Source organism: Ideonella margarita (assembly GCF_038066635.1).
Lineage (GTDB): Bacteria > Pseudomonadota > Gammaproteobacteria > Burkholderiales > Burkholderiaceae_C > Ideonella > Ideonella margarita.
In genome coordinates this window covers 1-23,446 of record NZ_JBBUTI010000008.1, presented here as the reverse complement: position 1 = coordinate 23,446, position 23,446 = coordinate 1, and the positions used below count along the sequence as shown (strand labels likewise).

General features: G+C 67.2%; 23 protein-coding genes and 3 tRNA genes. 23 read left to right on the top strand and 3 right to left on the bottom strand.

From position 1 onward, the window contains the following. Positions 1-23 precede the first annotated feature (23 nt). The 4 genes from rpe (at position 24) to gph (ending at position 5,351) form a co-directional block, all read left to right on the top strand. Positions 24-701 (top strand): ribulose-phosphate 3-epimerase, encoded by a 678-nt coding sequence (gene rpe, locus AACH00_RS12575; protein ID WP_341399495.1) that lies wholly within the window; start codon positions 24-26, stop codon positions 699-701. Positions 702-833: 132 nt separating this feature from the next. After that, the gene (locus AACH00_RS12570) at positions 834-3,176 is read left to right on the top strand and encodes a DUF1800 family protein (protein WP_341399494.1); all 2,343 of its coding nucleotides are present in this window, start codon (positions 834-836) and stop codon (positions 3,174-3,176) included. Positions 3,177-3,187: 11 nt separating this feature from the next. Then, positions 3,188-4,606: a DUF1501 domain-containing protein gene (locus AACH00_RS12565; protein ID WP_341399493.1), complete on the top strand. Its 1,419-nt coding sequence runs from the start codon at positions 3,188-3,190 to the stop codon at positions 4,604-4,606. A 55-nt stretch (positions 4,607-4,661) separates the two neighbouring features. Continuing rightward, a complete protein-coding gene (gene gph, locus AACH00_RS12560) occupies positions 4,662-5,351 on the top strand; it encodes a phosphoglycolate phosphatase (protein WP_341399492.1) in 690 nt (229 codons plus the stop codon). Between the two features lie 23 nt (positions 5,352-5,374). Here the strand turns inward: gph and AACH00_RS12555 are convergent, their stop codons facing one another. After that, positions 5,375-6,136, bottom strand: coding sequence for an energy transducer TonB (locus tag AACH00_RS12555; protein ID WP_341399491.1), 762 nt, complete (start codon positions 6,134-6,136; stop codon positions 5,375-5,377). Positions 6,137-6,186: 50 nt separating this feature from the next. Continuing rightward, the gene (locus AACH00_RS12550) at positions 6,187-6,777 is read right to left on the bottom strand and encodes a chalcone isomerase family protein (RefSeq protein ID WP_341399490.1); all 591 of its coding nucleotides are present in this window, start codon (positions 6,775-6,777) and stop codon (positions 6,187-6,189) included. Between the two features lie 418 nt (positions 6,778-7,195). Here AACH00_RS12550 and trpE point away from each other — a divergent pair, with 418 nt between their 5' ends. From trpE to AACH00_RS12500, 10 genes are all read left to right on the top strand, one after another. Then, positions 7,196-8,671 carry an anthranilate synthase component I gene (gene trpE, locus AACH00_RS12545; protein ID WP_341399489.1) on the top strand — a complete coding sequence of 492 codons (1,476 nt, stop codon included), beginning with the start codon at positions 7,196-7,198 and terminating at the stop codon, positions 8,669-8,671. Between the two features lie 236 nt (positions 8,672-8,907). After that, entirely contained in the window at positions 8,908-9,909 is a 1,002-nt protein-coding gene (locus tag AACH00_RS12540; protein WP_341399488.1) for a helix-turn-helix transcriptional regulator, read from the top strand. Between the two features lie 251 nt (positions 9,910-10,160). After that, positions 10,161-10,793: a DUF6160 family protein gene (locus AACH00_RS12535; RefSeq protein WP_341399487.1), complete on the top strand. Its 633-nt coding sequence runs from the start codon at positions 10,161-10,163 to the stop codon at positions 10,791-10,793. 182 nt (positions 10,794-10,975) lie between these two features. Then, on the top strand, positions 10,976-11,770 hold the full coding sequence (locus AACH00_RS12530) for a hypothetical protein (protein WP_341399486.1): 795 nt from the start codon (positions 10,976-10,978) through the stop codon (positions 11,768-11,770). A gap of 35 nt (positions 11,771-11,805) precedes the next feature. Further along, positions 11,806-12,666 (top strand): DUF6160 family protein, encoded by an 861-nt coding sequence (locus tag AACH00_RS12525; RefSeq protein WP_341399485.1) that lies wholly within the window; start codon positions 11,806-11,808, stop codon positions 12,664-12,666. 7 nt (positions 12,667-12,673) lie between these two features. Continuing rightward, the gene (locus AACH00_RS12520) at positions 12,674-13,189 is read left to right on the top strand and encodes a hypothetical protein (RefSeq protein ID WP_341399484.1); all 516 of its coding nucleotides are present in this window, start codon (positions 12,674-12,676) and stop codon (positions 13,187-13,189) included. 21 nt (positions 13,190-13,210) lie between these two features. Then, positions 13,211-13,978 carry a C39 family peptidase gene (locus AACH00_RS12515; RefSeq protein ID WP_341399483.1) on the top strand — a complete coding sequence of 256 codons (768 nt, stop codon included), beginning with the start codon at positions 13,211-13,213 and terminating at the stop codon, positions 13,976-13,978. Continuing rightward, positions 13,975-15,024, top strand: a complete 1,050-nt coding sequence (locus AACH00_RS12510; protein ID WP_341399482.1) for a transporter — start codon at positions 13,975-13,977, stop codon at positions 15,022-15,024. The genes AACH00_RS12515 and AACH00_RS12510 overlap by 4 nt, the downstream gene beginning before the upstream one ends. 10 nt (positions 15,025-15,034) lie before the next feature. Further along, on the top strand, positions 15,035-16,642 hold the full coding sequence (locus AACH00_RS12505; RefSeq protein ID WP_341399481.1) for an OmpP1/FadL family transporter: 1,608 nt from the start codon (positions 15,035-15,037) through the stop codon (positions 16,640-16,642). A gap of 94 nt (positions 16,643-16,736) precedes the next feature. Then, the gene (locus AACH00_RS12500; protein ID WP_341399480.1) at positions 16,737-17,276 is read left to right on the top strand and encodes a DUF2059 domain-containing protein; all 540 of its coding nucleotides are present in this window, start codon (positions 16,737-16,739) and stop codon (positions 17,274-17,276) included. A 32-nt stretch (positions 17,277-17,308) separates the two neighbouring features. Here AACH00_RS12500 and AACH00_RS12495 read toward each other — a convergent pair whose 3' ends face one another. Next, positions 17,309-17,827: a hypothetical protein gene (locus tag AACH00_RS12495; protein ID WP_341399479.1), complete on the bottom strand. Its 519-nt coding sequence runs from the start codon at positions 17,825-17,827 to the stop codon at positions 17,309-17,311. A 467-nt stretch (positions 17,828-18,294) separates the two neighbouring features. Here AACH00_RS12495 and AACH00_RS12490 point away from each other — a divergent pair, with 467 nt between their 5' ends. From AACH00_RS12490 to AACH00_RS12450, 9 genes are all read left to right on the top strand, one after another. Then, complete coding sequence (locus tag AACH00_RS12490; protein ID WP_341399478.1) at positions 18,295-18,894, top strand: aminodeoxychorismate/anthranilate synthase component II; 600 nt, start codon at positions 18,295-18,297, stop codon at positions 18,892-18,894. Continuing rightward, complete coding sequence (gene ltaE, locus AACH00_RS12485; protein WP_341399477.1) at positions 18,891-19,967, top strand: low-specificity L-threonine aldolase; 1,077 nt, start codon at positions 18,891-18,893, stop codon at positions 19,965-19,967. Before AACH00_RS12490 ends, ltaE begins: the two co-directional genes overlap by 4 nt. Positions 19,968-19,986: 19 nt before the next feature. Next, positions 19,987-21,024 carry an anthranilate phosphoribosyltransferase gene (trpD, locus tag AACH00_RS12480; protein WP_341399476.1) on the top strand — a complete coding sequence of 346 codons (1,038 nt, stop codon included), beginning with the start codon at positions 19,987-19,989 and terminating at the stop codon, positions 21,022-21,024. A 4-nt stretch (positions 21,025-21,028) separates the two neighbouring features. Next, positions 21,029-21,826 (top strand): indole-3-glycerol phosphate synthase TrpC, encoded by a 798-nt coding sequence (gene trpC, locus AACH00_RS12475; protein ID WP_341399475.1) that lies wholly within the window; start codon positions 21,029-21,031, stop codon positions 21,824-21,826. A gap of 12 nt (positions 21,827-21,838) precedes the next feature. Then, positions 21,839-22,597, top strand: coding sequence for a uracil-DNA glycosylase (locus tag AACH00_RS12470; protein WP_341399474.1), 759 nt, complete (start codon positions 21,839-21,841; stop codon positions 22,595-22,597). A gap of 73 nt (positions 22,598-22,670) precedes the next feature. Next, positions 22,671-22,756 (top strand) — tRNA-Tyr (locus AACH00_RS12465). Positions 22,757-22,797: 41 nt separating this feature from the next. Next, positions 22,798-22,871 (top strand) — tRNA-Gly (locus tag AACH00_RS12460). Positions 22,872-22,958: 87 nt separating this feature from the next. Further along, positions 22,959-23,033 (top strand) — tRNA-Thr (locus tag AACH00_RS12455). A 63-nt stretch (positions 23,034-23,096) separates the two neighbouring features. Then, a partial coding sequence (locus AACH00_RS12450) for a GTP-binding protein (protein WP_341399473.1) occupies positions 23,097-23,446 on the top strand: 350 nt, incomplete at its 3' end.

The window sequence follows — 23,446 nt, the reverse complement described above, 5'->3', positions numbered from 1 at the left end:
GTAACTTGTTTTTGAAGCCCGCCATGACCTTCCGCATCGCCCCCAGCATCCTGTCCGCCGACTTTTCACGCCTGGGCGAGGAGGTTCGCAATGTGCTGGCCGCCGGCGCAGACTGGATCCACTTCGACGTGATGGACAACCATTACGTGCCCAACCTGACCTTCGGGCCGATGGTGTGCGAGGCGCTGAAGAAGCATGCGGTCAAGCCCGACGGCACGCCGGCCCCGATCGACGTGCACCTGATGGTGCAGCCGGTGGACGCGCTGGCCCAGGCCTTTGCCAAGGCCGGCGCCGACATCATCACTTTCCACCCGGACGCCTCCGCCCACGTCGACCGCACCCTGCAGCTGATCAAGGCCGAGGGCTGCCAGGCCGGCCTGGTGTTCAACCCGGCCATGCCGCTCGACGTGCTGGAGTGGACGATCGACAAGCTCGACGTGGTGCTGCTGATGAGCGTGAACCCGGGCTTTGGCGGTCAGAGCTTCATTGACAGCACGCTGCGCAAGGCCGAAAAGGTGCGCAAGCTGATCGATGCGTCCGGCCGCGACATCCGCCTGGAAATCGACGGCGGCGTGAAGGCCGACAACATCCGCCGCATCGCCGACGCCGGCGCCGACACCTTCGTGGCCGGCAGCGCGATCTTCGGCAAGCCGGATTACAAGGCGGTCATCGACGCGATGCGGGCTGAGCTGGCTCGCTGATCGGGCAGGGCCCGCCTGTGCGGCGGGCTGGTCCTCATTTGTGACAGGCCTTTACAGAGAGGCTTGCTCAAGCTGCGCTGGCGCTGGTCGATAGCCCTTGCAAGGCCCATGTTGGGCTCAGGGTTGACCACGATGAGCACCGCTTCCGCGCAGCCGCGCACCAATTTCTCAAGACCGCTGCTGGCAACGCTGCTGGCAACGGCAGTCAGCCTGTCTGCTTGCGGCGGCGGCGGCGGCGGCGGTGGCGGTGGCGGCAGTGATGCCGCAACGGCCACCGTGGCGAGCGACACCGGCAGCAGCACTTCGGGCAGTGGTGCGCCGACGACGACCACCACCACAACAACAACCACAACGACCACGACCACGACCGACGGCACGTCCACGGCCGCCGCGGTGGAGCCCAGCCCCGAGGCCGACGCCGCCGGCATGGCCACGGTGCAGGAGTTTGCCCAGGCCAATGCCACGCCCAAGTTGACCATCCGTGCCCAGGGCACGCTGGCTGGCGGCGTGGGGCCGGTAATGCAGGTCCGCATCAATGGCGTCGTGGTCGGCTCGGCCACGGTGTCGTCCACCACCCTGGCGGACTACGTGATCTCGACACCCACGTTGAAGGCAGGCGCTGCGGTGGACGTGGTGTTCACCAACGATGCAGTGGTGAACGGCGAAGACCGCAACCTCACGGTCTCGACCATCAGCGACGGCACCACCACCGTCTGGCCCGCCAGCAGCGCCGTCACCTACGACCGCGGCGGCGGCAATGCGGCGTTTGACGGCGTGGATGTGGTCGCCGGCACCAGCGGCATGTGGTGGGGCGGAGCACTGAGGTTCAAATGGCCAACGGCAAGCACCACGACGAAGACGCCGGCGGCGCAGTATGCCGCCGCGCGCTTCCTGCAGCAGGCGACCTTCGGTGCCACACCCGCCGAGGTGCAGCGCCTGGCTGGCATGACCTACGCCGCCTGGTTCAACGAGCAGATCGCCAAGCCGGTGTCGCCGGACTTCGTGAGCTTCGTGCAAGCCAAGTACGACCAGGGCGACGCCTGGCGGCCCAACGGCGCCAACTACACCGACGCCTGGCCCTCCCACCGTTTCTGGAGCCTGGCGGCGACCGCACCCGATGCCTTGCGCAAGCGCATGGCGTTTGCGCTGCACGGCATCTTCGTCTCGTCGCAAGGTGATTCGAACTTGTGGGCGCATTCGCGGGCCTATGCGAGCTACATGGACCAGCTGAACCGCCTGGCGTTCGACAACTACCGCAACGTGCTGGAAGAGGTGGCCCTGAGCCCGGCGATGGGCATCTACCTCTCGCACATGCGCAACCGCAAGGAAGACGCCACCACCGGCCGCTTGCCCGATGAAAACTTCGCCCGGGAGGTGATGCAGCTGTTCAGCATCGGCCTGGTCGAGCTGAACCAGGACGGCAGCGTGAAGCTGGGCGCCGATGGCAAGCCCATCGACACCTACGGCAATGCGGACGTGATGGCGCTGGCCAAGGTGTTCACAGGCTGGTCCTGGGCCTTCCCAGACGGTCAGCTCACCGATCAGAACTTCCGCTGGGGCAGCCCGAACTACGCCGCGGCCAGCGACACCAAGATGGACCTTCAGCGCATGAAGGCCTACCCCAGCCAGCATTCGGCCGCCGAGAAGCGCCTGTTCGCCGGCAAGGCCTGGGCCGTCACGGTGCCGGCCGGTGCCACGCCGCAGACCAGCCTGAAGCTGGCGCTCGACGGCCTGTTCAACCACCCGAACGTGGCGCCGTTCATCTCGCGCCAACTCATCCAGCGCTTCACCACCAGCCACCCCAGCCCCGCCTACGTGGGCCGTGTGGCCGCCGTGTTCAACAACAACGGCAAGGGCGTGCGGGGAGATCTGGGTGCCGTGCTGCGCGCCGTGCTGCTGGATGCAGAAGCTCGGGCCGCAACGCCTGCTGCCAACTTCGGCAAGGTGAAAGAGCCGATCCTGCGGGTGTCGCAATGGATGCGCGCGTTTGATGTGCGCTCCAGCACGGGTGACTTCCTGATGGGCAATGAGCTGGGCAATGTGCTGCAACAGGCGCTGCGTCCGGCCTCGGTGTTCGGCTACTTCCGCCCGGGTTATGTGCCGCCCGGCACCTCGTTCGCCAGCACCGGCACCACCGTGCCCGAGCTGCAGATCGTCAATGAATCGACCACCGCCAACTGGGTCAACCTGGCCGAATCGATGGCCGGCTCCGGCCTGGGCTGGACGGGGTCGGCCCGTGACGTGAGCAGCACGTTCGCCGCCCTTGCTGCGCTGAGCGCTGCCGGCAAGGTCGACGCGATGGTCGAGCAGCTCAACGTGCTGCTGTTCGCCGGCCGCATGTCGGCTGCCTTGCGGCAAGACATCTATGACGCGGTCGGGGGTGTGGGTGGGGTGGATGCCGCCAGTCACACCCAGCGCGCTCGCGTGGCCGCCTTCGTGGCGCTGTCGTCCCCTGATTTTGTTGTTCAACGTTGAAGCCCGCTGCCATGTCCACCTCACGACGCCAATTCCTTCGCGCGGCTTCGGCCCTGGGCGCTGCCACCGGCATTGCCGATGTGAGCCTGCCGGCCGGCTTGGCTGGCCTGGCCGCACTGGCTGCCCAGAAAACCGCCGTTGCCGCCACCACCGGCAACGGCTACCGGGCGCTGGTCTGCCTCTACATGAACGGCGGCAATGACAGCCACAACTGGGTGGTGCCGACCGACAGCACCGGTTATGCCGAATACGCTGCCGTGCGGCGTGAGCTGGCCTGGGCGCCCACGGATTTGCGCACGCTGAGCCAGACCGGCCAGGCCAGCGGCCGCACCTTCGGCATGCCCACGGCGCTTGACCCGATGCGCCGCTGGTACGAGGCCGGCCAGATGGCCGTGGTGGCCAATGTGGGCACGCTGCTGCGCCCGACCACCAAGGCCGATTTCCAGGCCGACCTGAGCCTGCCGGCCAAGCTGTTCTCGCACAACGACCAGGCGTCCACCTGGCAGTCGTTGCTGCCCGAAGGCGCACCCAGCGGCTGGGGCGGCCGCATGGGCGACATCCTCATGTCGGCCAACCGCTACCCGGTGTTCACCGCGGTGAGCGCCAGCGGCAACGCGGTGTTCCTCAGCGGCTCCAGCGCCGTGCAGTACCAGGTCGGGCTCGACGGCCCGGTGCGCATGGGCGCGCTGGCCAATGGCAGCACGCTGGGCTCGTCCACCGTGGCGCAGGTGATGCAGCGCCGCTTGCCCAATGCCGGCGACAACCCCTGGCAGGCGGCGTACGCCCAGGTGACGCAACGCTCCGCGCAGGCCGAAGCCGTGCTGAGTGCAGCGCTGGCCTCGGCCACCGCCCCCGACATTCCGGCCACCCCGATCGTGCTTGGCAATGGCACCACCGTCACCTTGAACCAGGACAGCCTCGCCCGCCAGCTGCGCATCGTCGCCCGCATGATCCGCGCGGGCCAGAGCCTGGGCATGCAGCGGCAGGTGTTCTTCGTCTCGATGGGCGGCTTCGACACCCACGCCAACCAGATGCGCGATCAGCCCAGCCTGATGGCCCGGGTGGCGCAGAGTACCGACTACTTTCTCTCCGCGATGGCCGGCATGGGGCTGGCCAACAACGTCACGCTGTTCACCGCCTCCGACTTCGGCCGCACGCTGTCGTCGAACGGGCAGGGCTGCGACCACGGATGGGGCTCGCACCACTTCGTCGCCGGTGGGGCGGTCAAGGGCGGGCAGATATGCGGGCGCTTCCCGGTCACGGCGCTGGGCACGGCCGACGACGTGGGCTCGGGCCGCCTGCTGCCTGGCAGCTCGGTGACGGAATACGCCGCCACCATGGGCCGCTGGATGGGGCTGAGCAGCACCGAGCTCTCGTATGTGCTGCCCACCCTGGGCAACTTCAGCGGGGCGGGCACGCAGTTCCTGTGACGAGGGCGGGGGCCTGATAGGCTTTGGCGCATTGCGATTGAACGATGCTGTCCACATGTCCCCACACCTTCCGCGCCCGATCACGCTTGCCAAGCTGGGTGAGCGCCGTTTCACCGCCGCCATCGTCGACCTTGACGGCACGATGGTCGATACGCTGGGCGACTTCGACGTCGCCCTGAACCTCACGCTCACCGAACTGGGCTTGCCCGGCGTGGACCGCGCCTTCATCGAGCGCACCGTGGGCAAGGGCTCCGAGCACCTGATCCGATCCACGCTGGCGCAGGTGGGCGGTGACGCTGCCCTGTACGACGCAGCCTGGGCCGCCTATCAGCGCCACTACCTGCGCATCAATGGGCAGTTCTCTGCCGTCTACCCCGGGGTGGTGGAGGGCCTGGGCGCGCTGAAAGACGCCGGCCTGCGCCTGGCCTGCCTGACCAACAAGCCGGGCGCCTTTGCGACCGCACTGCTGGCAGCCAAGGGCCTCGACGCGTATTTCGACGTGGTGTTTGGTGGCGATGCCTTCGAGCGCAAGAAGCCCGACCCGCTGCCGCTGCTGCGCACCTGCGAGGCGCTGGGCTCACAGCCGGCGCACACCTTGATGCTGGGCGACTCCAGCAACGACGCCCAGGCCGCGCGCGCCGCCGGTTGCCCGGTGGTGCTGGTGAGTTACGGCTACAACCACGGCCAGCCCGCCAGCGAGGTGGACTGCGACGGCGTGGTGGACCGGCTCGATCAACTCATCTGATCGGCCGCCGGCCCGGTGTTTGCTCAGCTGTCCAGATCGAACTGGAAGTTGATCACGCCGCTGGCGGGCTGCTGTGGCGGCTTGAAGCGCCAGGTCTTGATGGCGTCGACGGCGGCCTGCTCCAGCTTCGGATGGCTGGCGCTCAGCACGGTCGCGCTGCCCACCTCGCCATTGGCCAGCACGTTCACCCGCACCTGCACTTCGCCCTTGCGCAGTCGGCGCATCAGGTGCTGCGGAAACTCGGGATCGCCGGTCAACAACTCCAGGGCGACCGCGGGCTGGGCCGCTGCTGGCGTCGGCTCCGCCACGGCGGCTTGCGGTGTGGGCAAGGTGCCTGAAGCAGCCCCCAGGTTCGCAGGCAGGCTCGACGTTGAGGCCATGGCCACCGATTCAGCCGAGGGCAGGGCGGTGGCTTCTGCCGAGCCCTTGCCCGGGTTGCCGGCCGAGGTGGGTGGCAAGTTGCGGGGCAGGGCGGCGGTGCTGGCCGGGGCGGGGGCGTTGGGCGCCACGGCAGCGGTTTTGGCCGCGCCCGTTGCGTTGCCTGCTGCGGCCGGGGTGGCTGCAGGTGTGGCGGCCACCGGCGTGCCCGGCGTGTTCGCGATCGTCAAAGCGGGTTTGCGCGCGTCGGTAGCGGTTGGTGCAGCCGGAACCGCGCCTTTCGGCGCTTCCGCGGCATGCATGCGGATCCAGTACATCGGCCGCTCGGCGTCGCGCTTGATGCGGTCGCTGATGGCGATGCCCGAGGCGGCCTTGGCGGGCGGTGCGGCGGCCGTCTGGGCCCACACGGGGGTGGAGAGGCTCGCGGCGGCGAGAGAGACAACAACGAGACGACGCATCATTGACCAAACACGCGGGAGACAGGGGCCTGTCCGAGCAGCGCTTCCTTCAGCGCGTCGTCGGCAGGAGACTTGCCCAGCCAGATGCTGAGCATGGCGGAGTAGAACTCCGGTTCGGGGACGGGCTCGGTTTCAGCCTTGCCGTTCACGCGGATCACGGTGCCGGAGTTGGGCACCCAATCGACGCTGAAGGATTCGCCTTGCGCCAGCCGCTTGCGGCGGGCAAACAGCTCCGCCATCTTCAGCGTGCCCGGAATGGTGCGGGCGAAGGTGTCAGGCGTCACGTTCTTCTCGATGCCCTTGGTGAAGAGCTTGCCCAGTTCGTTGCCGTCGATGTCGCGCTGCATCACGATGTGCATGCGCTTCGGGCCGGTCATCGCCTGGATGGCCGCCAGCGTCGTCGCCGCAGCCTGCAGGTACAGCCCCGCGGTATAGACCTTGAAGATGGCCTTGTAGCGCATGCCGGCGCCGTTCAGCACCAGCGTGCGGCCGCCCACCACCGTGGTGCCTTCGTAGCGAACCCCGGCCACGTCGATGGCGCCCGCTGCCGCCGTGGCTTGCGCCAGGGCCCAGTTCGGCCAGGCGCCCATGCCCGCGAGGGTCGTGAGACCCCCCAATGCCCGCCGACGTCGCATGTATGCCGATCCCTTGGTGTTGGAGTTCGTGGCTATTTGTGTCAGCAGGTGTCTCCCGCTGAGAAGCGGCGGAGTGTCGCGCAGGGGGTGGTGCATGTCTATGGTGTTTTTTCTACCCTTGTGGGGCACTGCTACACTTTGTTCATCATGTTCACCCCGCGCAAATGGATGGCGTCGTCACACGACCGGGGAGCCTGGCCCTGGCGCCACTGGCTCTGCTGAACCATTTGTCGCCAGCCTGTCACCTGATCGGTGCCAGTGCCTCGGAACAGCGCCACTGACCTGCGTTGTTCCCCCCTTTCCCAACCCGTTGCGCGGGCCCGTTCGGGCTAGCAAGGCCCATGCCGCGCCGGGACCCTGAAGGAACTGATCCGTGATCACCGAACTTGAATTCAAGAGCCTCGCTGCCGAGGGCTACAACCGCATTCCCCTGATCGCCGAGGCCTTTGCCGATCTGGAAACCCCGCTGTCGCTTTACCTGAAGCTGGCCGGCGGCGGCAAGAACAGCTTCCTGCTGGAGTCGGTGGTGGGTGGCGAGCGCTTCGGCCGCTACTCGTTCATCGGCCTGCCCGCCCGCACCCTGCTGCGCGCCACCGACGGCGTGACCGAAGTGGTGACCGATGGCGTGGTGGTGGAAACCCACCAGGGCAACCCGCTGGATGTGGTGGCCGAGTACCAGAAGCGTTTCAAGCCGGCCCTGCGTCCGGGGCTGCCGCGCTTCTGCGGCGGCCTGGCGGGCTACTTCGGCTACGAGACCGTTCGCTACATCGAGCCCAAGCTGGCCGGTGTGAAAAAGCCCGGCGGCATCGGTACGCCCGACATCCTGCTGCTGCAGACGGAAGAGCTGGCGGTCATCGACAACCTGTCGGGGCGCCTCTACCTGATCGTCTGGGCTGACCCGAAGCGGCCCGAGGCCTACTTCAACGGCAAGAAGCGCCTGGGTGAGTTGACCGACAAGCTGCGCTACAGCGTCACGGCGCCCGTGGTGCGCCGCGCGGCCGGCTACCCGGTCGAGCGTGAGTTCGACAAGGCTGACTTCGAGCGTGCCGTGCTGCGAGCCAAGGAATACATCGCCGCCGGCGACTGCATGCAGATCGTCATCGGGCAGCGCCTGAAGAAGCGCTTCACCGAAAGCCCGCTGAGTTTGTACCGCGCGCTGCGCTCGCTCAACCCGAGCCCGTACATGTACTACTACGACATGGGCGACTTCCAGATCGTCGGCGCGTCACCGGAAATCCTGGTGCGCCAGGAGAGCCGGCCCGAGGGCGAGGTGGTGACCATCCGTCCGATCGCCGGTACCCGTCCTCGTGGCGCCACGCCCGAGGCCGACAAGCAGCTGGAAGTGGACTTGCTGGCCGACGCCAAGGAGCGGGCCGAGCACGTGATGCTGATCGACCTGGCCCGCAACGACGTGGGCCGCATCGCCCAGACCGGCAGCGTGAAGGTGACCGAGGCCTTCGGCATCGAGCGCTACTCGCATGTGATGCACATCGTCAGCAATGTGGAGGGCCTGCTCAAGCCGGGCCTGAGCAGCCTGGACGTGCTGAAGGCCAGCTTCCCGGCCGGCACCTTGAGCGGCGCGCCGAAGATCCACGCGATGGAAATCATCGACGAGCTGGAAATCACCCAGCGCGGCATTTACGGCGGTGCCTGCGGCTACCTCAGCTTTGCCGGCGACATGGACGTGGCCATCGCCATCCGTACCGGCATCGTCAAGGACAACACCTTGTACGTGCAGGCCGGTGCCGGCGTGGTGGCTGATTCGGTGCCCGAGCTGGAATGGCAGGAAACCGAGGCGAAGGCACGAGCAGTCATTCGCGCCGCCGAGCTCGTCGAAGAGGGCTTCTGAGCGCCGGTCGGTCATTGGGGGTGTGGCTCCAAGTGAGCGCACGCTCTTCAATGTTGGCCCTGAAATAGAGCCTTCTGGCGTCAGGTGTTCGTGCCACTGAGGGTGCCCTCGGGTTGTCTCGGAGTGTTTGTTGCTGCCTGTAAAGCTATGCTTGCAAACCAAAAATAGTACGGCCGTGCTATTTTTTTGTTGAGTGGCAGTGCAGCAGTGCGCCCCTCTCCCCATCCGGAGGAGGCATGAACACCATCCCGTTGCGTCAATTGAGTGCCTATCGTGCGATGCGCGATGGTTTCCTGCGTCTGGACATCGCGCTCGACGACATCCTGATGGCCACCGGCCGCCTCAAGACGCTGGATGACGTGCTGCCCAGCCGCGAGCTGGCCGAGCTGTTCGACCGGGCCTGGGAAGCCGCTTCGGCCCAATGCAACGACCCCGCCATCGGCTTGAAAATGACGCCGCGCCAGCCCATGCTGGGCCTGGGCAGCATGGCGCACCTGGTGCTGGCTGCCCCAGACATCAAGACCGCGCTTTCACAGCTCTCGCGCTTCACCGGTGTCATCTCGCCTACCACCTCGGTGGCGCTCGACATCACCGACCGCGTGTGCCGCGTGACCTTGCGCCTGGCCCCGGGCCAGCGGCCGGCCGTGCACCACCGTTACGACTTCATGGGTGCCACCATCCTGCACGGCGTGCAGTGGATCAGCGGCCAGGATTTGATGCCGCTGCGGGTGTGTCACCCGATGGCTGCACCCGAGTGCGATGCGCCGTGGCGTGGGTATTTCAAGGCGCCCGTGGCCTTTGGTGCGCCGGAATTCGCGCTGGAATATTCGCTCGACATCCTGTCGCTGCCGATGCCCACCGCCGACCCGTCCATCGCCGATCTGAGCGAACAACTGGCGCAGCGCTGGCTGGCCAAGCAAGGCGGCAATCTGGTGGCGCAGGTGCGGCAGGTGGTCTCGCGCGAGCTGTCGCGCGGCGATCCGCGGCGTGAACATGTGGCCGCCGCCTTGCACATGAGCGAGCGCACCTTGCAGCGCCGCCTGCACGAGCTGGGCACCACCTTCAACGACGTGGTCGACGACACGCGGCGTGAGCTGGCCCAGCGTTATCTGAGCTCGGGCGCCTCCAGCCCGACCGAGATGAGCTTTGCCCTGGGCTTCTCCGATCCCAGCAATTTCTACCGCGCCTGCAAGCGCTGGTTTGGTCGCTCGCCGGGCGAACTGCGCCTCGAAGGCTGAGGCCATTCCGGGCTGCGCCGCCGCCCGGAATCTCCGTCAAACAGAGGAGGGGGTAACCCTCTCGGTGCCTTCCCGCATGGTCGCTCAGGCCATGAGCTTGGCTTGAACGGTCAGTGCGAACGAACGTTCGTTTGTTGACCATCAGCACCGCGATGACGGCCTGGCTCAACGGACATGGATCGGGGTGGACAGCGAGCCAGCCAGCCGTCGCAATCTGACCAACCAAAGTAACAACCCATTTGGAGAGACATATGAAATTCGCAAAGCTGACCGCCGTTGCCGCCATCCTGGGCGCCCTGTCTGTCTCGGCCTCCGCCATGACCGCCATCGACGACAGCACCCTGTCGACCGTCAGCGGCCAGGACGGCGTGTCGATCGCTGGTGACCTGAACATCAACATCGGCTCGTTCAAGTACACCGACACCGACGCATCGGGCGGCTCCGTGTCGTTCAACGACATCAAGATCACCGGCATGTTCCAGATGACCGTGGACATCCTGGGCAAGAGCGCCTTCGTCAGCAACGTCGCTGATTCGATCGGCGCACGTCTGGGCTACACCCAGGCTGACGCCAACGTTGGCAAGGCGCTGGCTGCTGGCCTGCCTGTCCCGCCGACGGCTGCTGGCGGTGCCATCGCCACCGAACTGGGCAAGCTGACCTCCGCCACGTTCGACGTCTTCGGTGCAGCCACCGGCGCTGCCGTGTACGACGCTTCGTCTGACGTGGTGCAGTTCGCCTTCCCGAACGCCAAGCTGGACAGCAAGCTGTCGCCGTCGGTCTCGGTCGGCTCGATCAAGATGGGCAACAGCACCGCGTCGTTCGGCTCGGTCGCCATCAACAACATCGACCTGCAAGGCTCGAAGTTCTGGATGTGGGCTCACTGATCGGCTCACGCTGATCAGTTCACCATGAGTTGATGCACCCGGCGGCCCTTGCGGGCTGCCTTCGGGTGCCTCTCCCGGGCTCCGTCGTGCCACAAGCATGGCGGGGCCTTCGCCGCCTCAGGGCGGCCCATTTCGAGACACCTGTGCAGCCGCTGCTGCTGCCGCCCAAAACACCCACTGCGATGCGCTCTTCTGCTGCCACCGCCCTCGTGATGAACACCGCCGCTCTGCTGTGCGCGGCAGGCTGCGCAAGCGCGCACGCACAGGGCCGCACGCTGGACGATGCCGCGCTCGCCGGGGTGTGGGGCCAGGCGCTGCTGAACCTCACCAACACATCCCTCAACGGGCTCGACTTCACCCGCATCTCGCTCGACGCAGACATCCTGTTGTCGGCCAACTTCACCAGCATCAAGCTGGGCGAAACCACCTACGCGCCGCGCAACGGCACCGGCTTCGACATCGACATCGGCACGCTGCGCTTCGGCCGCAGCGACGCGGGCGACGCCAAGCGCACCGTGGCCATCACCAACCCCTACCTCGAGTTCGTGTGGTCAGGCACCGGCGCGACTCGCGAGGTGCTGGGCATGCGCCTCGGGTTTGGCGGCATCAGTGGCGACATCGGCATGCAGCTCAACAGCGTCAGCGGCAGCCTGCTGATCAACGCAGGCAGTGCCGGCACCATCGATTCACGCAACGACACCCTGGGCGGCAAGCGCTGGGACGGCAGCTGTGCCACCGCGTCGGCCTGCACGCTGCTGTTGTCGCAGGTCGGCGCCGTGACGGCGGGCAACCTCGACGGCCCGAGCCGCGACTTGTTCCTGTCGGTGCTGAAGCAGGCGGTGGTGTTCCCCACGTTGCCTGGCAGCACCGGCACCACGGACGCCGCACAGGCCGGCTTCTGGCTGAACTGGCGCGACCGCCTGACGGCCGCCAACACCACCGGCGCCGTGCCGGCCAACACCGGCAAGGGGCCGTGAGCATGGCGCGGCGGCAGCTTCATGGTGAAAGGGCGGTGGCTGTGCTGACTGCCGTGTTCGCCCTGCTTGTCGCCTTGTTTGTTGCCGCGCCTTCGGCCCGCGCCATGGACAGCCTCGACGACCGCTCGTTGTCGGGTGTGACGGGCCGCGACGGCGTGAACTTCAACCTGCACGGTTTTGCGCTGTCCGGCACCGCGTCACTGACCTACACCGCGCCGAACGGCCACAGCCTGCAGCTGTCGAACTTCGCGATCTCGCGCAGCGACGACATCGACCAACTCTTCACTGACCCGTACAGCCTGCAGGTGCGCCAGCGCGCTGGCGGGGCTGACCTGATCGACATCGCCTTTCCCCTCAACGCCGCGGGCCTGGCGCGCTGGCAGTTCGCCGCCGATGTCTTCACCACCGCCGATGGGCAGACCATCCAGGGCGGGGCGCTGGTGCTGCAGGACCTGGCGTTTTACGGCGGCGGCCTGCAGATCAGCACGCCGGCGCAGGCCAACACCGAGGGCGTGGCCTTTGGCCTGGGGTTGAACCTGCAACTCGGCGCGCTGGCGCTGCGCCCCCAGGGCCGCAACAGTGCTGCGGGTGAGATGCGCATCAGCGGCCTGAAGCTGGCCGGGGTGCGCGAAGACGGCAGCTGGTCCGGCCAACCCTGGGCGCTGGCTGATGTGCGCCAGCAACCCGGCCTGCTGCATGCCATCACCGATGCCAAGGGCCCGGCGCTGCAGTTGCTGGTGGATTGGCCCAACGCGGGTGCCACGGCGCCCCTGGCCGGCTTGTCGATCGACAACGTGCGCTTCGGGGTGGATGCTTCGGCGGTGGACCTGGGCGGTGCCCGCATCGGCTCGATGCAGATCCAGTTTCTCGACGTGCGGCTGCGCCCGTCGAACTGAGGCGATCGTGGTCGGCGTATCTGCGTTGTTCTTCGGTGCCTGGATGGAGCGCCATGCCCTGGGACTCGGGTTGGCGGCGCTGGGCTTGCTGGCACTGCTCGCCGCAGGCCCGGCGCGTGCCGCCACGCAGGCGCTGGACGACGACGCGCTGGCTGGCGTGAGCGGCGCCGGCATCTCGCTCAGTGGCCACCTGGTGCTCAACGGCGGCCTGCTGGACGGCCAGCCGCTGCGCCCGAACCTGCAGGCGGGTTTCCAGAACGACGGCGTGACCACCTGGCTGGTGCTGCACGGCCTGGGTGGCGTGATGGACTGGCACACGCTGACGTTGAATGTGCGCACCCGCGCCAACGGCAGCGATTACCTCGACATCGGTCTGCCGCAGTGGGTGTCCTTCGATCAATTCGGTTTTCGGGCATTGGCTGCGCAGGCCGACCCGAACGCCCCGGTGGCTGCCCATTACGGCGGCCTGTTGTTGAACGGCACGCTGCAGATGCAGGGCCATGTCTATCTCTGGGCGCGTTGAGCGCAGGCCGGTCACCCGATCATGTGGATGTTGTTTCTCGGCCCCCTGGCCACCTTGATCGCCGGCTCCGCCGTGGTCTCCCAGAACGAGCCGGTCGAGCAGCCGCCCGAGCAGCTGATGCTGCCGATGCAGGTGGTGGCGGGTGGCTCGGCCGGTGAGCCTGTGCGCATCAAGCCGCTGTCGGAGTTCAAGTACCAGCACATCGTCCGCCAGGCCTATGACTACAGCTGCGGCTCGGCGGCGCTGACCACGGTGCTGCGCTATCACCTCGGTTATGACGTGACCGAGCAGCAGGCGATGGAGGGCATGCTGGCCTTTGGTGAGCGCGACAAGATCGTCGAGCGCCGCGGCTTCTCGCTGCTCGACATGAAGCGTTACGCCGCCTCGCTGGGCAGCAACAGCGCGGGCTTCAAGGCCGAGATCAGTGACCTGCGCAAGCTTGACCAGCCGGCCATCGTGCCGATCGACTTCGCCGGCTTCAAGCATTTCGTGGTGTTTCGGGGCATCCGTGACGAGAAGGTCTTCCTGGCCGATCCGTCCGCCGGCCACATCGTGTTTTCCGTCAGCGAGTTCGAAGCCCTCTGGGATCGCAACACGCTGTTCCTCATCTATCCCGCCAAAGACCGCCCGCCGGTGGCGAGTCAGCTGGCGCTCTCCGACCGCGAGCTGGGCGTGATCGACCCTGACCTGGTGCGCGAGCCTGCCCGGCTGCGCCCGCCCGAACGCAACGAGGCCCTGGAACGCGCTGTCCAGACGGGCCTCGGCAACCTCTTCTTCCGACGTCCATGACCATGACCACCACCCGCCACCCCGCCCGCCACCCCGCCCGCAACACCGTTGTTCTGTCCCTCGGCCGCATCACCTTGGCCGCCCTGCTGGCTGCCGCCGGCGCCGCGCATGCGCAATCAACCCCGGCACCCGACGCGGCCCGCGAAGCCCTGAAGGCCCGCGATGGCGACGTCAGCCAGGCCAGCCTGCTGAAAGAAACGCTGAGCCAGGCCGAGAAGCAGTACTCGCTGCTGAAGACCGGCAAGCTGTCGCTGAACTACGACCTCGGTTATGCCTACGTCGGCACCGAGACGCTGAACGTGAAGTTCACCGACAGCACGCTGACGCTGTTCAACATCCAGAACACGCGCTCGCACACGCTCACCAACACCATCTCGGCCGACTACGGCCTGCGCGACAACCTGACGGTGACGGGCAGCCTGCCGCTGATCAGCCGCTACTCGCAATCTGACACCTTCGGCGGCCTGTCGCACGGCCTGGGTGACCTGGCCGTGGGTGCGCGTTACCAGCCCTTCGAGCTCTCACGCGATGGGGCCGCCATCACCACCACCGCCACGCTGCGCCTGCCCACTGGCCGCAGCCCGTTCAACACCATCGCCAGCCAGAACCTGGCCACCGGCTCCGGCTTCACCAGCCTGACGCTGGGCCTGAACGCCTCGAAGGTGCTGGACCCGGTCGCGCTATTCGGCTCGGTCAACACCACGCTGGCGCTGCCGGCCAAGCACCTGAGCCAGGAGCGCGACGGCGTCACGCTGAGCGAGGTCCGTCCGGGCCCGAGCATCGGCTTTGGCCTGGGCTTTGCGTATGCACTGTCGTACAGCGTGTCGACCACCATCTCGCTGCAGGAAACCATTTCCAGCCGCACCACGCTGCGCTTCAAGGACGGCACGTCCTCACGCACCGCCACCCAGACCTCGGCGAGCCTGAACATGGGCCTGGGCGTGCGTGTGTCGCCCAAGACCACGGTGAACCTGACGGCCGGCCTGGGCCTGACGTCCGACTCGCCGGACTTCACCCTGTCGATGAACATGCCGCTGGCGTTCTGACGAGGCTGTGATGTTGCGACCCATGCGTCCCCCGGGCGCGCTGTTGTGTGTGCTTGCGTTGACCGGCGTTGTACCGGCACGCGCCGCCCTGACCGACAACCTGGCCACCAGCCCGGTGGCCATGTCGCTGGGCAATGCGGTGACGGCTGATCCGTCGGGCCACGACGCCGTGCACTTCAACCCGGCCGGCTTGACGCGCCTGAGCGGCAAGGTGAAATCAGACACCTTCTTCGGCGCCAAGCTGCGGGTGTTCAGCACCTTCCACCAGCCCGACGGCTTCGACATCGGGGGCTTCAAGGAAGACCCGGTGAACGGGCTGACGTCGAGCGGCAATGCCCAGTCGATCTTCCTGCCCATCGTCGGCTCGCCCAAGGCGCGGCTGCCGGTGGCGGTGGCGGCGGGCCTGGGCTTTTCGTTCAACGAACCCGGCTCACCGTGGACCTTCGCCACATCTACCTACGTGCCGCAGGCGGTGGGCATCGACCGCACGCGTGATCCGGAAGACCCGGCCCGTTTCCAGGGCCGCAAGGTGGTGATCCAGCGGCTGGTGTATGCCTCGCCGTCGGTGGCGTACAAGTTCTCCGACACGCTGAGCATCGGCGTGGGCGTGCCGATCGCGCACCAGGGCTTTGCGCTGGACACCGACATGCGCTTTCCCAACCAGCTCATCGGCATCATGGGCGAGTTGCAGAACGCCTGGTGCGGCGACAACGGCAACCCGGTGGACACGTTTTTCCTCGGCCTGTGCGGGGGTGGCAAGGACGGGCGCCTGAACCCCTTCAAGCGCGCCGGCAACATGAGCTTCGAGGCCACCGCGCCGGCCGACCCGACGCTGAATATCGGCGTGCTCTGGGAGCCCGCCGACTGGCTGGGCCTGGGTGCCGTGTACCAGGGCGGCTCGAAGACGGTGCTGACCGGGCGTTACCACTTCCATGCCGACCCGATGTTCCGCAAGTTCGTCGAGGGCATGTACGCCTCGCTGCTGGGCCCGGTGGCCGGGGCCACCTTCGGCTTCCCGACCGAGATTCCGGAGGACCAGGGTGGCAACATGACCATGGTGCTGCCGTTCCCGGCGCACGTGCAGTTGGGCGCCAAAATCAAGCCGCATCCGCGCGTGCAGTTGAACGTGGACGCGATGTGGACCGACTGGGGCCAGTGGAACCAGCTGACCTTCCAGTTCGACCAGAACGTCAAGCTGCTGGAAATGGCGCGGCTGTTTGGCCAGGCCGACCCGAGCAAGCTGGTGATTCCGCGCGGCTACAAGAGCCGCTGGCATTACGGGCTGGGCCTGCAGGTGGCAGTCACGCCCAAGCTCAAGCTGCGCATGGGTTATGAGCCGCGCAAGAGCTCGGTGCCCACCGACAAGATCGACCTGATCGCGCCGATGCCCGACCTGACCATCCGCAGCGTGGGCGCCAGCTACACCGCCGACAGCGGCACGCGCATCGACTTCGGGGCCAGCGTCACCAACGGCCACTACGACGTGCCCGCCAACACCAGCTGCAACCTCAACTGCACCAACTTCTTCAACGTCATCTACAACCCGTACGCCGGGCTGGACGTCAGCGGCGGCATCCGCATCCGCTACGCCGGGGTGACGATCACCAAGCCTTTTTAGAGCCTTCCTGAAGGACCTCGCCGTGCCCTTGTCTTTTCTCTTTTCCCGCCTGGCCCCAACCCGTGGCCGCACGATCTTGGCGGTGGCCTGCCTGATGACGAGCACCTTGCTGCAGGCGCAGACCGCACCTGCAGCGCCGGCCCAGGCCGCCGTTGCGGCGGTGCCGCCCGCCAAGCAGGTACTGATCGACCGCATCCTGGCGCTGTGGCACCCCGAAGCGGTGGCCATGGTGATGGTGCAGCGCCCGGCGGCCGATGCCGTGCAGCAGGCGCGCATCGCGCTGCAGGGGCGGGTGTCGGCCGAGAAGCGCGACGTCACCGTCAAGGACATCGCCGTGGATGCCCAGCGCTATGTGGACGAGGCCACGCCGCTGGCGCAGGCGGCGGTGCGCCGGCAGATGCCGCGCACGGTGGTGCCGATGCTGGCCGAGAACTTCTCTGAGGACGAGCTGCGCCAGCTGCTGGCGATGCTGGAATCCCCGGTCAAGCAGAAGTTCGAGCAATGGGTGCCGAAGCTGGAGCGGGCGCTGGGTGAAAAGACCGCCGAAGACGCGGGCGCCACCATCCAGCCCAAGCTCGACACCATGAAGCAGGCGATCGCCGTGAAGCTGCGCGCTGCGTCGATGGTGCCCTGAGGCCTCAGGCCACCGTCATCCAGCGGCAGCGTTCAGCTCTTCTTGCCGGCGGATGGCGGCATGGGCAGGCCGAACAAGGGCAGGCCGAGCACCGGCATGGCCAGCGGCAGCGCAGGCACGAACGCCAGGGTGGCGGCGAGCGTCACCGTGGCCGTCACGCTGGCCTGCACGCCCTGGGTGGCGGCAAATCCGTGCAGGGCCAGCGCCTGGCGTTCCAGCCTTGCGGCCTCCTGGGCAGCGCGGGCGGGGTCATTCAGCAGGTCGGCCGTGTTGCTTCGCGCTGGAAGGCTCTCAAGGGTGTGCAGCGCCTGGCCCTGGGCCAGCGCGATGAGTGCGGCGGGGTCGAGGCCCGCGCCGCTGACCTGCGCCAACTCGGTGTCATTGAGGCGTTCCGCGCCACGGGCCGGTGGGCTGGCCAGCAGGGCGGCCGCCGCGCCCAGCAGGGGCAGGGACCAGAGCAGGCGTGCGGAAGAGGGGGGCGGGGTGGATGCGAGCGCGGGCAGGGCGCTGGCCCGGCGCATGGCAGGGCCGGTGCGGGTAGGGGAGGTCATGGCAATGTCCTTGACGAGGTCGATGCCGCGCCCGGGTGGACGCCGCTGTCATCGATATCGGCCGGCCCTTGCCGCGACTGAAGGCTCCCCGGTGCTCGCCCCTGTTGGTACGACTGAGGCCGCGCACGTGGATAATCAGGCGCTGGCCCAGCATCCGGGCCTCCAACGCCGACCTGACATGTCCACCCGCATCCCGCTCCGCACCGTTGCCACCGCCTGCGCCCCGCGCCGGTCGCATTGGCGTGCGTCAGCCGGCTGGCCGGCCTGCCCGACGCTGTCCGGGCGATGGCGACCGTCGATCACGGGTTGAACCAGACCGTCGCCCACCCACCGCCCGACCGGGGCGCCAGGGTGCCGGCAGCGGTGTCACGGGTGCGAGCCACGCACCGGAAATATCCAACGGGCCGCGGTGCCATGCTGTCTTCAGGCAGCCCCCGGCGGCCCCCTGCGCTAGAACGAGGTGTTCCATGCTGTTGATGATCGACAACTACGATTCCTTCACTTTCAACCTGGTCCAGTACTTCTCTGAGCTGGGTGAAGAGGTGCGGGTGTTCCGCAACGACGAAATCACGCTGGAGGGCATTGCCGCGCTGCAGCCCGACCAGCTGGTGCTCTCACCGGGGCCGTGTTCGCCCGCCGAAGCCGGCATCTGCGTGCCGGCCATCCAGGCCTTCACCGGCAAGCTGCCCATCCTCGGCGTGTGCCTGGGCCACCAGAGCATCGGCGCGGCCCTGGGCGGCAAGATCGTCCGGGCGCGCACCCAGATGCACGGCAAGACCAGCGAGATCCAGGCCGACGGGCAGGGCGTGTACGCCGGCCTGCCGGAACGCTTCACGGTGATCCGCTACCACTCGCTGGTGATCGAGGAGGCCACCATGCCCGACGTGCTGCAGGTCACCTCGCGCTCGGAAGACGGTGAAATCATGGGCGTGCGCCACCGCGAACTGGCCGGCACCGCCACGCCGCTGGAGGGGGTGCAGTACCACCCGGAGTCGATCCTGAGTGAGCACGGCCATGCGCTGCTGCGCAACTTCCTGGCGATGAGCCGCGTGGGGGTTGCCGCATGACCATCGACCTGCGCAGCGATACCGTCACCCGCCCCACCGCGGCCATGCGCGAAGTCATGCTGCGCGCCGAGGTGGGCGACGACGTGTTTGGCGATGACCCCACGGTGAAGGCGCTGCAGACGCGCTTGGCTGACGCGCTGGGCTTCGAGGCGGCACTCTTCATGCCGACCGGCACGCAGAGCAACCTGTGCGCCTTGCTGGCCCACTGCCAGCGCGGCGATGAATACATCGTTGGCCAGCTGGCCCACACCTACCGCTATGAAGGCGGTGGTGCGGCGGTGCTCGGCAGCATCCAGCCGCAGCCGCTGGCCCAGGCCGCTGACGGCACCATGGCGCTGGCCGACATCGCCGCTGCCATCAAGCCCGACGATCCGCATTTCGCGCGTACCCGCCTGCTGTGCCTGGAGAACACCTGGAACGGCCACCCGATGCCGCAGGCCTGGCTGCAGGCCGCCACTGACCTGGCGCGCCAGCACGGCCTGGCCGCGCATCTGGACGGCGCCCGGGTCTTCAACGCTGCGGCGCACCTGGCTGGCTCCGGCGGCGATGTGTGGGCGGCTGCCCGCGAGATCGTCCGGCCGTTTGACAGCGTGTCCGTCTGCCTGAGCAAAGGCCTGGGCGCACCCGTGGGCTCGGTGCTGTGCGGCTCGGCCGCGCTGATCAAGCAGGCACACCGGGTGCGCAAGATGGTGGGCGGCGGCATGCGGCAGGTGGGCGTGCTGGCTGCGGCCGGCTTGCATGCGCTCGACCACCACGTGAACCGCCTGGCCGATGACCACGCGCTGGCCCAGCGCCTGGCCAGCGGCCTGCAGGGCGTGCCCGGCATCAGCGTGCGCTCGGCCCAGACCAACATCGTGTTCGTTGACGTGGCCGACGGCCGTGGCGCTGATCTGCTGGCGCATCTGGCCGGGCAGGGCATCCTCGCCACCGGCCTGATCGGCCTGCGCTTCGTCACCCACCTGGATGTGGACGCCGCGGGCATCGACCGCACCGTGGCGGCTGTGCGCGAGTTCTTCGCTGCGCCTGCATCTGCCGCTCTCACCGCCTCGGCCGTGTCGCGCGCCCCCTATTGATTGCCCTGGAGACCTGGGAATGACCATCAGCAATTCCGACGCCCTGACCCGCGTCATCGACCACCGCGAAATCTTCCACGACGAGATGCTGGCCCTGATGCGCCGCATCATGAGCGGCGAGATGTCGCCGGTGATGATCGCCGCGCTGTCCATCGGCCTGCGGGTGAAGAAGGAATCGATCGGCGAGATTGCCGCCGCAGCCCAGGTAATGCGCGAGTTCGCGACGCCGGTTCCGGTGGCCGATCGCCGCGGCCTGGTCGACATCGTCGGCACCGGCGGCGACAGCTCGCACACCTTCAACATCTCCACCGCCTCGACCTTCGTGGCCGCTGCGGCGGGTGCGCGTGTGGCCAAGCACGGCGGGCGCAGCGTGTCTTCGACCAGCGGCAGCGCTGACGTGATGGAAGCCCTGGGCGCCTACATCATGCTCACGCCCGAACAGGTGGCCACGTGCCTGGAGCAGACCGGCATCGCCTTCATGTTCGCCCCGAACCACCACGCCTCGATGAAGCATGCGGCCCCGGTGCGCAAGGAGCTGGGCGTGCGCACGATCTTCAACATCCTCGGCCCGCTGACCAACCCGGCCGGCGCACCGAACCAGTTGATGGGCGTGTTCCACCCCGACCTCGTGGGCATCCAGGTCCGGGTGCTGCAGCGCCTGGGTTCGGAGCACGTCATGGTGGTGCACGGCATGAACGGCATGGACGAGATTTCGCTGTCTGGCGAAACCTTGGTCGGTGAGCTGAAGGACGGCCAGGTGCAGGAATACATGGTCCACCCAAGCGACTTCGGCCTGCCTGTGTACGACGCCCGCGTGCTGCGCGTGGCGAACCAGCAGGAATCGGTGCAGTGCATCCAGCGGGTGCTGGCCAATGAAGACGGCCCGGTGCGCGACATCGTGCTGCTGAATGCGGGTGCTGCGCTTTATTGCGCCGGCAATGCCGCCACGGTGATCGAGGGCGTGCGCCAGGCGCGTGAGGCCGTGGCCTCGGGCGCTGCGGCGGCCAAGCTCAGCCAGTTCGTGGCTGCGACCCAGCAATTCAATCCAGCTGCCTGAACCCATGAGCACGACCCCCGACATCCTCCAGCGCATCGTCGCCGTCAAGCACCAGGAAGTGGCGGCCGACCGCGTGAGCCGGCCGTTGCCAGCACTGCTGGCGCAGGCTCAGGCGCAAACGCCCACGCGCGGCTTCGAGGCCGCCTTGCGCGCCAAGGTGGCGGCAGGCCGGGCGGCGGTCATCGCCGAAATCAAGAAGGCCAGCCCGAGCAAGGGCGTGATGCGTGACCCGTTCGTGCCGGCCGACATCGCGCGCAGCTATGCCGCCCACGGCGCCGCCTGCCTGAGCGTGCTGACGGACGAGCAGTTCTTTCAGGGCGCCACCGCCTATCTGCAGCAGGCCCGCGCCGCCTCCACGCTGCCGGTGCTGCGCAAGGACTTCATGGTTGACGAGTACCAGGTGGTGGATGCCCGCGCCATGGGTGCAGACTGCATCCTGCTGATCGCCGCCTGCCTGGACGACGCGCAGATGGCGCACCTGGAAGCCACCGCGATGGAGATGGGCATGGACGTGCTGGTCGAGGTGCATGACGGCGAAGAGCTGGATCGCGCGCTGCGCCTGAAAACGCCGCTGCTGGGTATCAACAACCGCAACCTGCGCACCTTCGACGTCACCCTGGACACGACCCTTGGCCTGCTGAACCGGGTGCCGGCCAACAAGCTGCTGGTCACCGAATCGGGCATCCTCGGTGCGGAAGACGTTCAGCGCATGCGTGCGGCGGATGTGCACGCCTTCCTCGTCGGCGAAGCGTTCATGCGCGCACCGGAACCCGGCGTGGCTCTGGCTGGCCTGTTCGGCTGAGCACCACACGCGATGGCTGATCTGTTCGGCGATGCGGCGCCAGCGCCCAACGCACTGACATGGCCATTGGCTGTGGTGCTTGATGAAGCGGCCGGTACCCTGGCAAGTGGCTGGCTGGATGGCCTGCAAACGTGGCGTACCAGCCCGGAAGGCCAGCGCCTGCTGGCGCATGTACAGAGCCGCCAGCAGGCCGGCGCGGTCATCTACCCGGCCCGCCCCTTGCGCGCGCTGGAACTGACGCCGCTTGATGCGGTGAGGGTCGTCATCCTGGGTCAGGATCCGTACCACGGTCCGGGTCAGGCCGAAGGGCTGGCGTTCAGCGTGCCAAGCGGCGTGAAGGTGCCACCCAGCCTGCGCAACATCTTCGTCGAGCTGCAGCGCGACCTGGGCCTCCATCCGCCGCGCAGCGGGAGCCTGCTGGCATGGACGCAGCAAGGCGTGCTGCTGCTGAATGCCAGCCTGACCGTGGAAGACGGCCAGGCGGCCAGCCATGCGGGCATGGGCTGGGAAGCCTTGACCGATGCCGTGATCGAGACGGTGGCCCGGCGTGAAGGCGATCCCGTGGTCTTCCTGCTGTGGGGCGCGCATGCCCAGGCCAAGACGGCGCTGATCGAGGCGGCGGGCCGGGGCCGACACCTGTTGCTTCGTGCCAATCACCCGTCGCCGCTGTCAGCCCGGCGACCGCCTACGCCCTTCATCGGGTGCGGCCACTTCAGTGCAGCCATGGCCCACGTGCCCGGGCTGGACTGGGGTGCCACGCAAGAAAAATAAGGCTCGGTATAAAAAATCGACGCCAATTACTTCCATCCCCAAAAAAGCTCTGCTATAGTCGAGGGCTCGCTACGGAGGGGTGCCCGAGTGGCTAAAGGGGGCAGACTGTAAATCTGTTGGCTTACGCCTACGCTGGTTCGAATCCAGCCTCCTCCACCAATAGCGAGCAATTTGTAGACAGGTCAAAGAGCCTCTCCCGAGCGGGAGTAGTTCAATGGTAGAACCTTAGCCTTCCAAGCTAATGACACGGGTTCGATTCCCGTTTCCCGCTCCATTGAATGCTCTTTGTTTTGTTTAAGTTTTGAAGTCGGCACAGGATTGGGTGTCGTGTCACGAAAGTGGCTTCCAATCCTGTGTCGATGCCCATGTGGCTCAGTGGTAGAGCACTCCCTTGGTAAGGGAGAGGTCGCGCGTTCGATCCGCGCCATGGGCACCACTTCATTTCTCGGTTGTTTTTTTGAACTCGACCGCCGAATTGGTGATCGATCAGGAGCGCAAGATGGCAAAAGGCAAGTTTGAACGTACCAAGCCGCACGTGAACGTGGGCACCATCGGTCACGTGGACCATGGCAAGACGACGCTGACGGCTGCGATCACGACGATCCTGTCGGCAAAGTTCGGTGGCGAAGCCAAGGCTTACGACCAGATTGACGCAGCGCCTGAAGAGAAGGCACGCGGCATCACCATCAACACCGCGCACGTTGAGTACGAGACGGCCAACCGCCACTACGCTCACGTTGACTGCCCGGGCCACGCTGACTATGTGAAGAACATGATCACGGGCGCCGCACAGATGGACGGCGCGATCCTGGTGTGCTCGGCTGCTGACGGCCCGATGCCGCAGACCCG

Coding starts and splice junctions, on each gene's coding strand:
- AACH00_RS12495 (WP_341399479.1), bottom strand. CDS start 17,827: ATGACCTCCCCTACCCGCACCGGCCCTGCCATGCGCCGGGCCAGCGCC.
- AACH00_RS12470 (WP_341399474.1), top strand. CDS start 21,839: ATGGCTGATCTGTTCGGCGATGCGGCGCCAGCGCCCAACGCACTGACA.
- AACH00_RS12505 (WP_341399481.1), top strand. CDS start 15,035: ATGTTGCGACCCATGCGTCCCCCGGGCGCGCTGTTGTGTGTGCTTGCG.
- AACH00_RS12540 (WP_341399488.1), top strand. CDS start 8,908: ATGAACACCATCCCGTTGCGTCAATTGAGTGCCTATCGTGCGATGCGC.
- AACH00_RS12550 (WP_341399490.1), bottom strand. CDS start 6,777: ATGGGCGCCTGGCCGAACTGGGCCCTGGCGCAAGCCACGGCGGCAGCG.
- gph (WP_341399492.1), top strand. CDS start 4,662: ATGTCCCCACACCTTCCGCGCCCGATCACGCTTGCCAAGCTGGGTGAG.
- trpC (WP_341399475.1), top strand. CDS start 21,029: ATGAGCACGACCCCCGACATCCTCCAGCGCATCGTCGCCGTCAAGCAC.
- trpD (WP_341399476.1), top strand. CDS start 19,987: ATGACCATCAGCAATTCCGACGCCCTGACCCGCGTCATCGACCACCGC.
- AACH00_RS12535 (WP_341399487.1), top strand. CDS start 10,161: ATGAAATTCGCAAAGCTGACCGCCGTTGCCGCCATCCTGGGCGCCCTG.
- ltaE (WP_341399477.1), top strand. CDS start 18,891: ATGACCATCGACCTGCGCAGCGATACCGTCACCCGCCCCACCGCGGCC.
- AACH00_RS12565 (WP_341399493.1), top strand. CDS start 3,188: ATGTCCACCTCACGACGCCAATTCCTTCGCGCGGCTTCGGCCCTGGGC.
- AACH00_RS12510 (WP_341399482.1), top strand. CDS start 13,975: ATGACCATGACCACCACCCGCCACCCCGCCCGCCACCCCGCCCGCAAC.
- AACH00_RS12570 (WP_341399494.1), top strand. CDS start 834: ATGAGCACCGCTTCCGCGCAGCCGCGCACCAATTTCTCAAGACCGCTG.
- AACH00_RS12490 (WP_341399478.1), top strand. CDS start 18,295: ATGCTGTTGATGATCGACAACTACGATTCCTTCACTTTCAACCTGGTC.
- AACH00_RS12515 (WP_341399483.1), top strand. CDS start 13,211: ATGTGGATGTTGTTTCTCGGCCCCCTGGCCACCTTGATCGCCGGCTCC.
- AACH00_RS12530 (WP_341399486.1), top strand. CDS start 10,976: ATGCGCTCTTCTGCTGCCACCGCCCTCGTGATGAACACCGCCGCTCTG.
- AACH00_RS12500 (WP_341399480.1), top strand. CDS start 16,737: ATGACGAGCACCTTGCTGCAGGCGCAGACCGCACCTGCAGCGCCGGCC.
- rpe (WP_341399495.1), top strand. CDS start 24: ATGACCTTCCGCATCGCCCCCAGCATCCTGTCCGCCGACTTTTCACGC.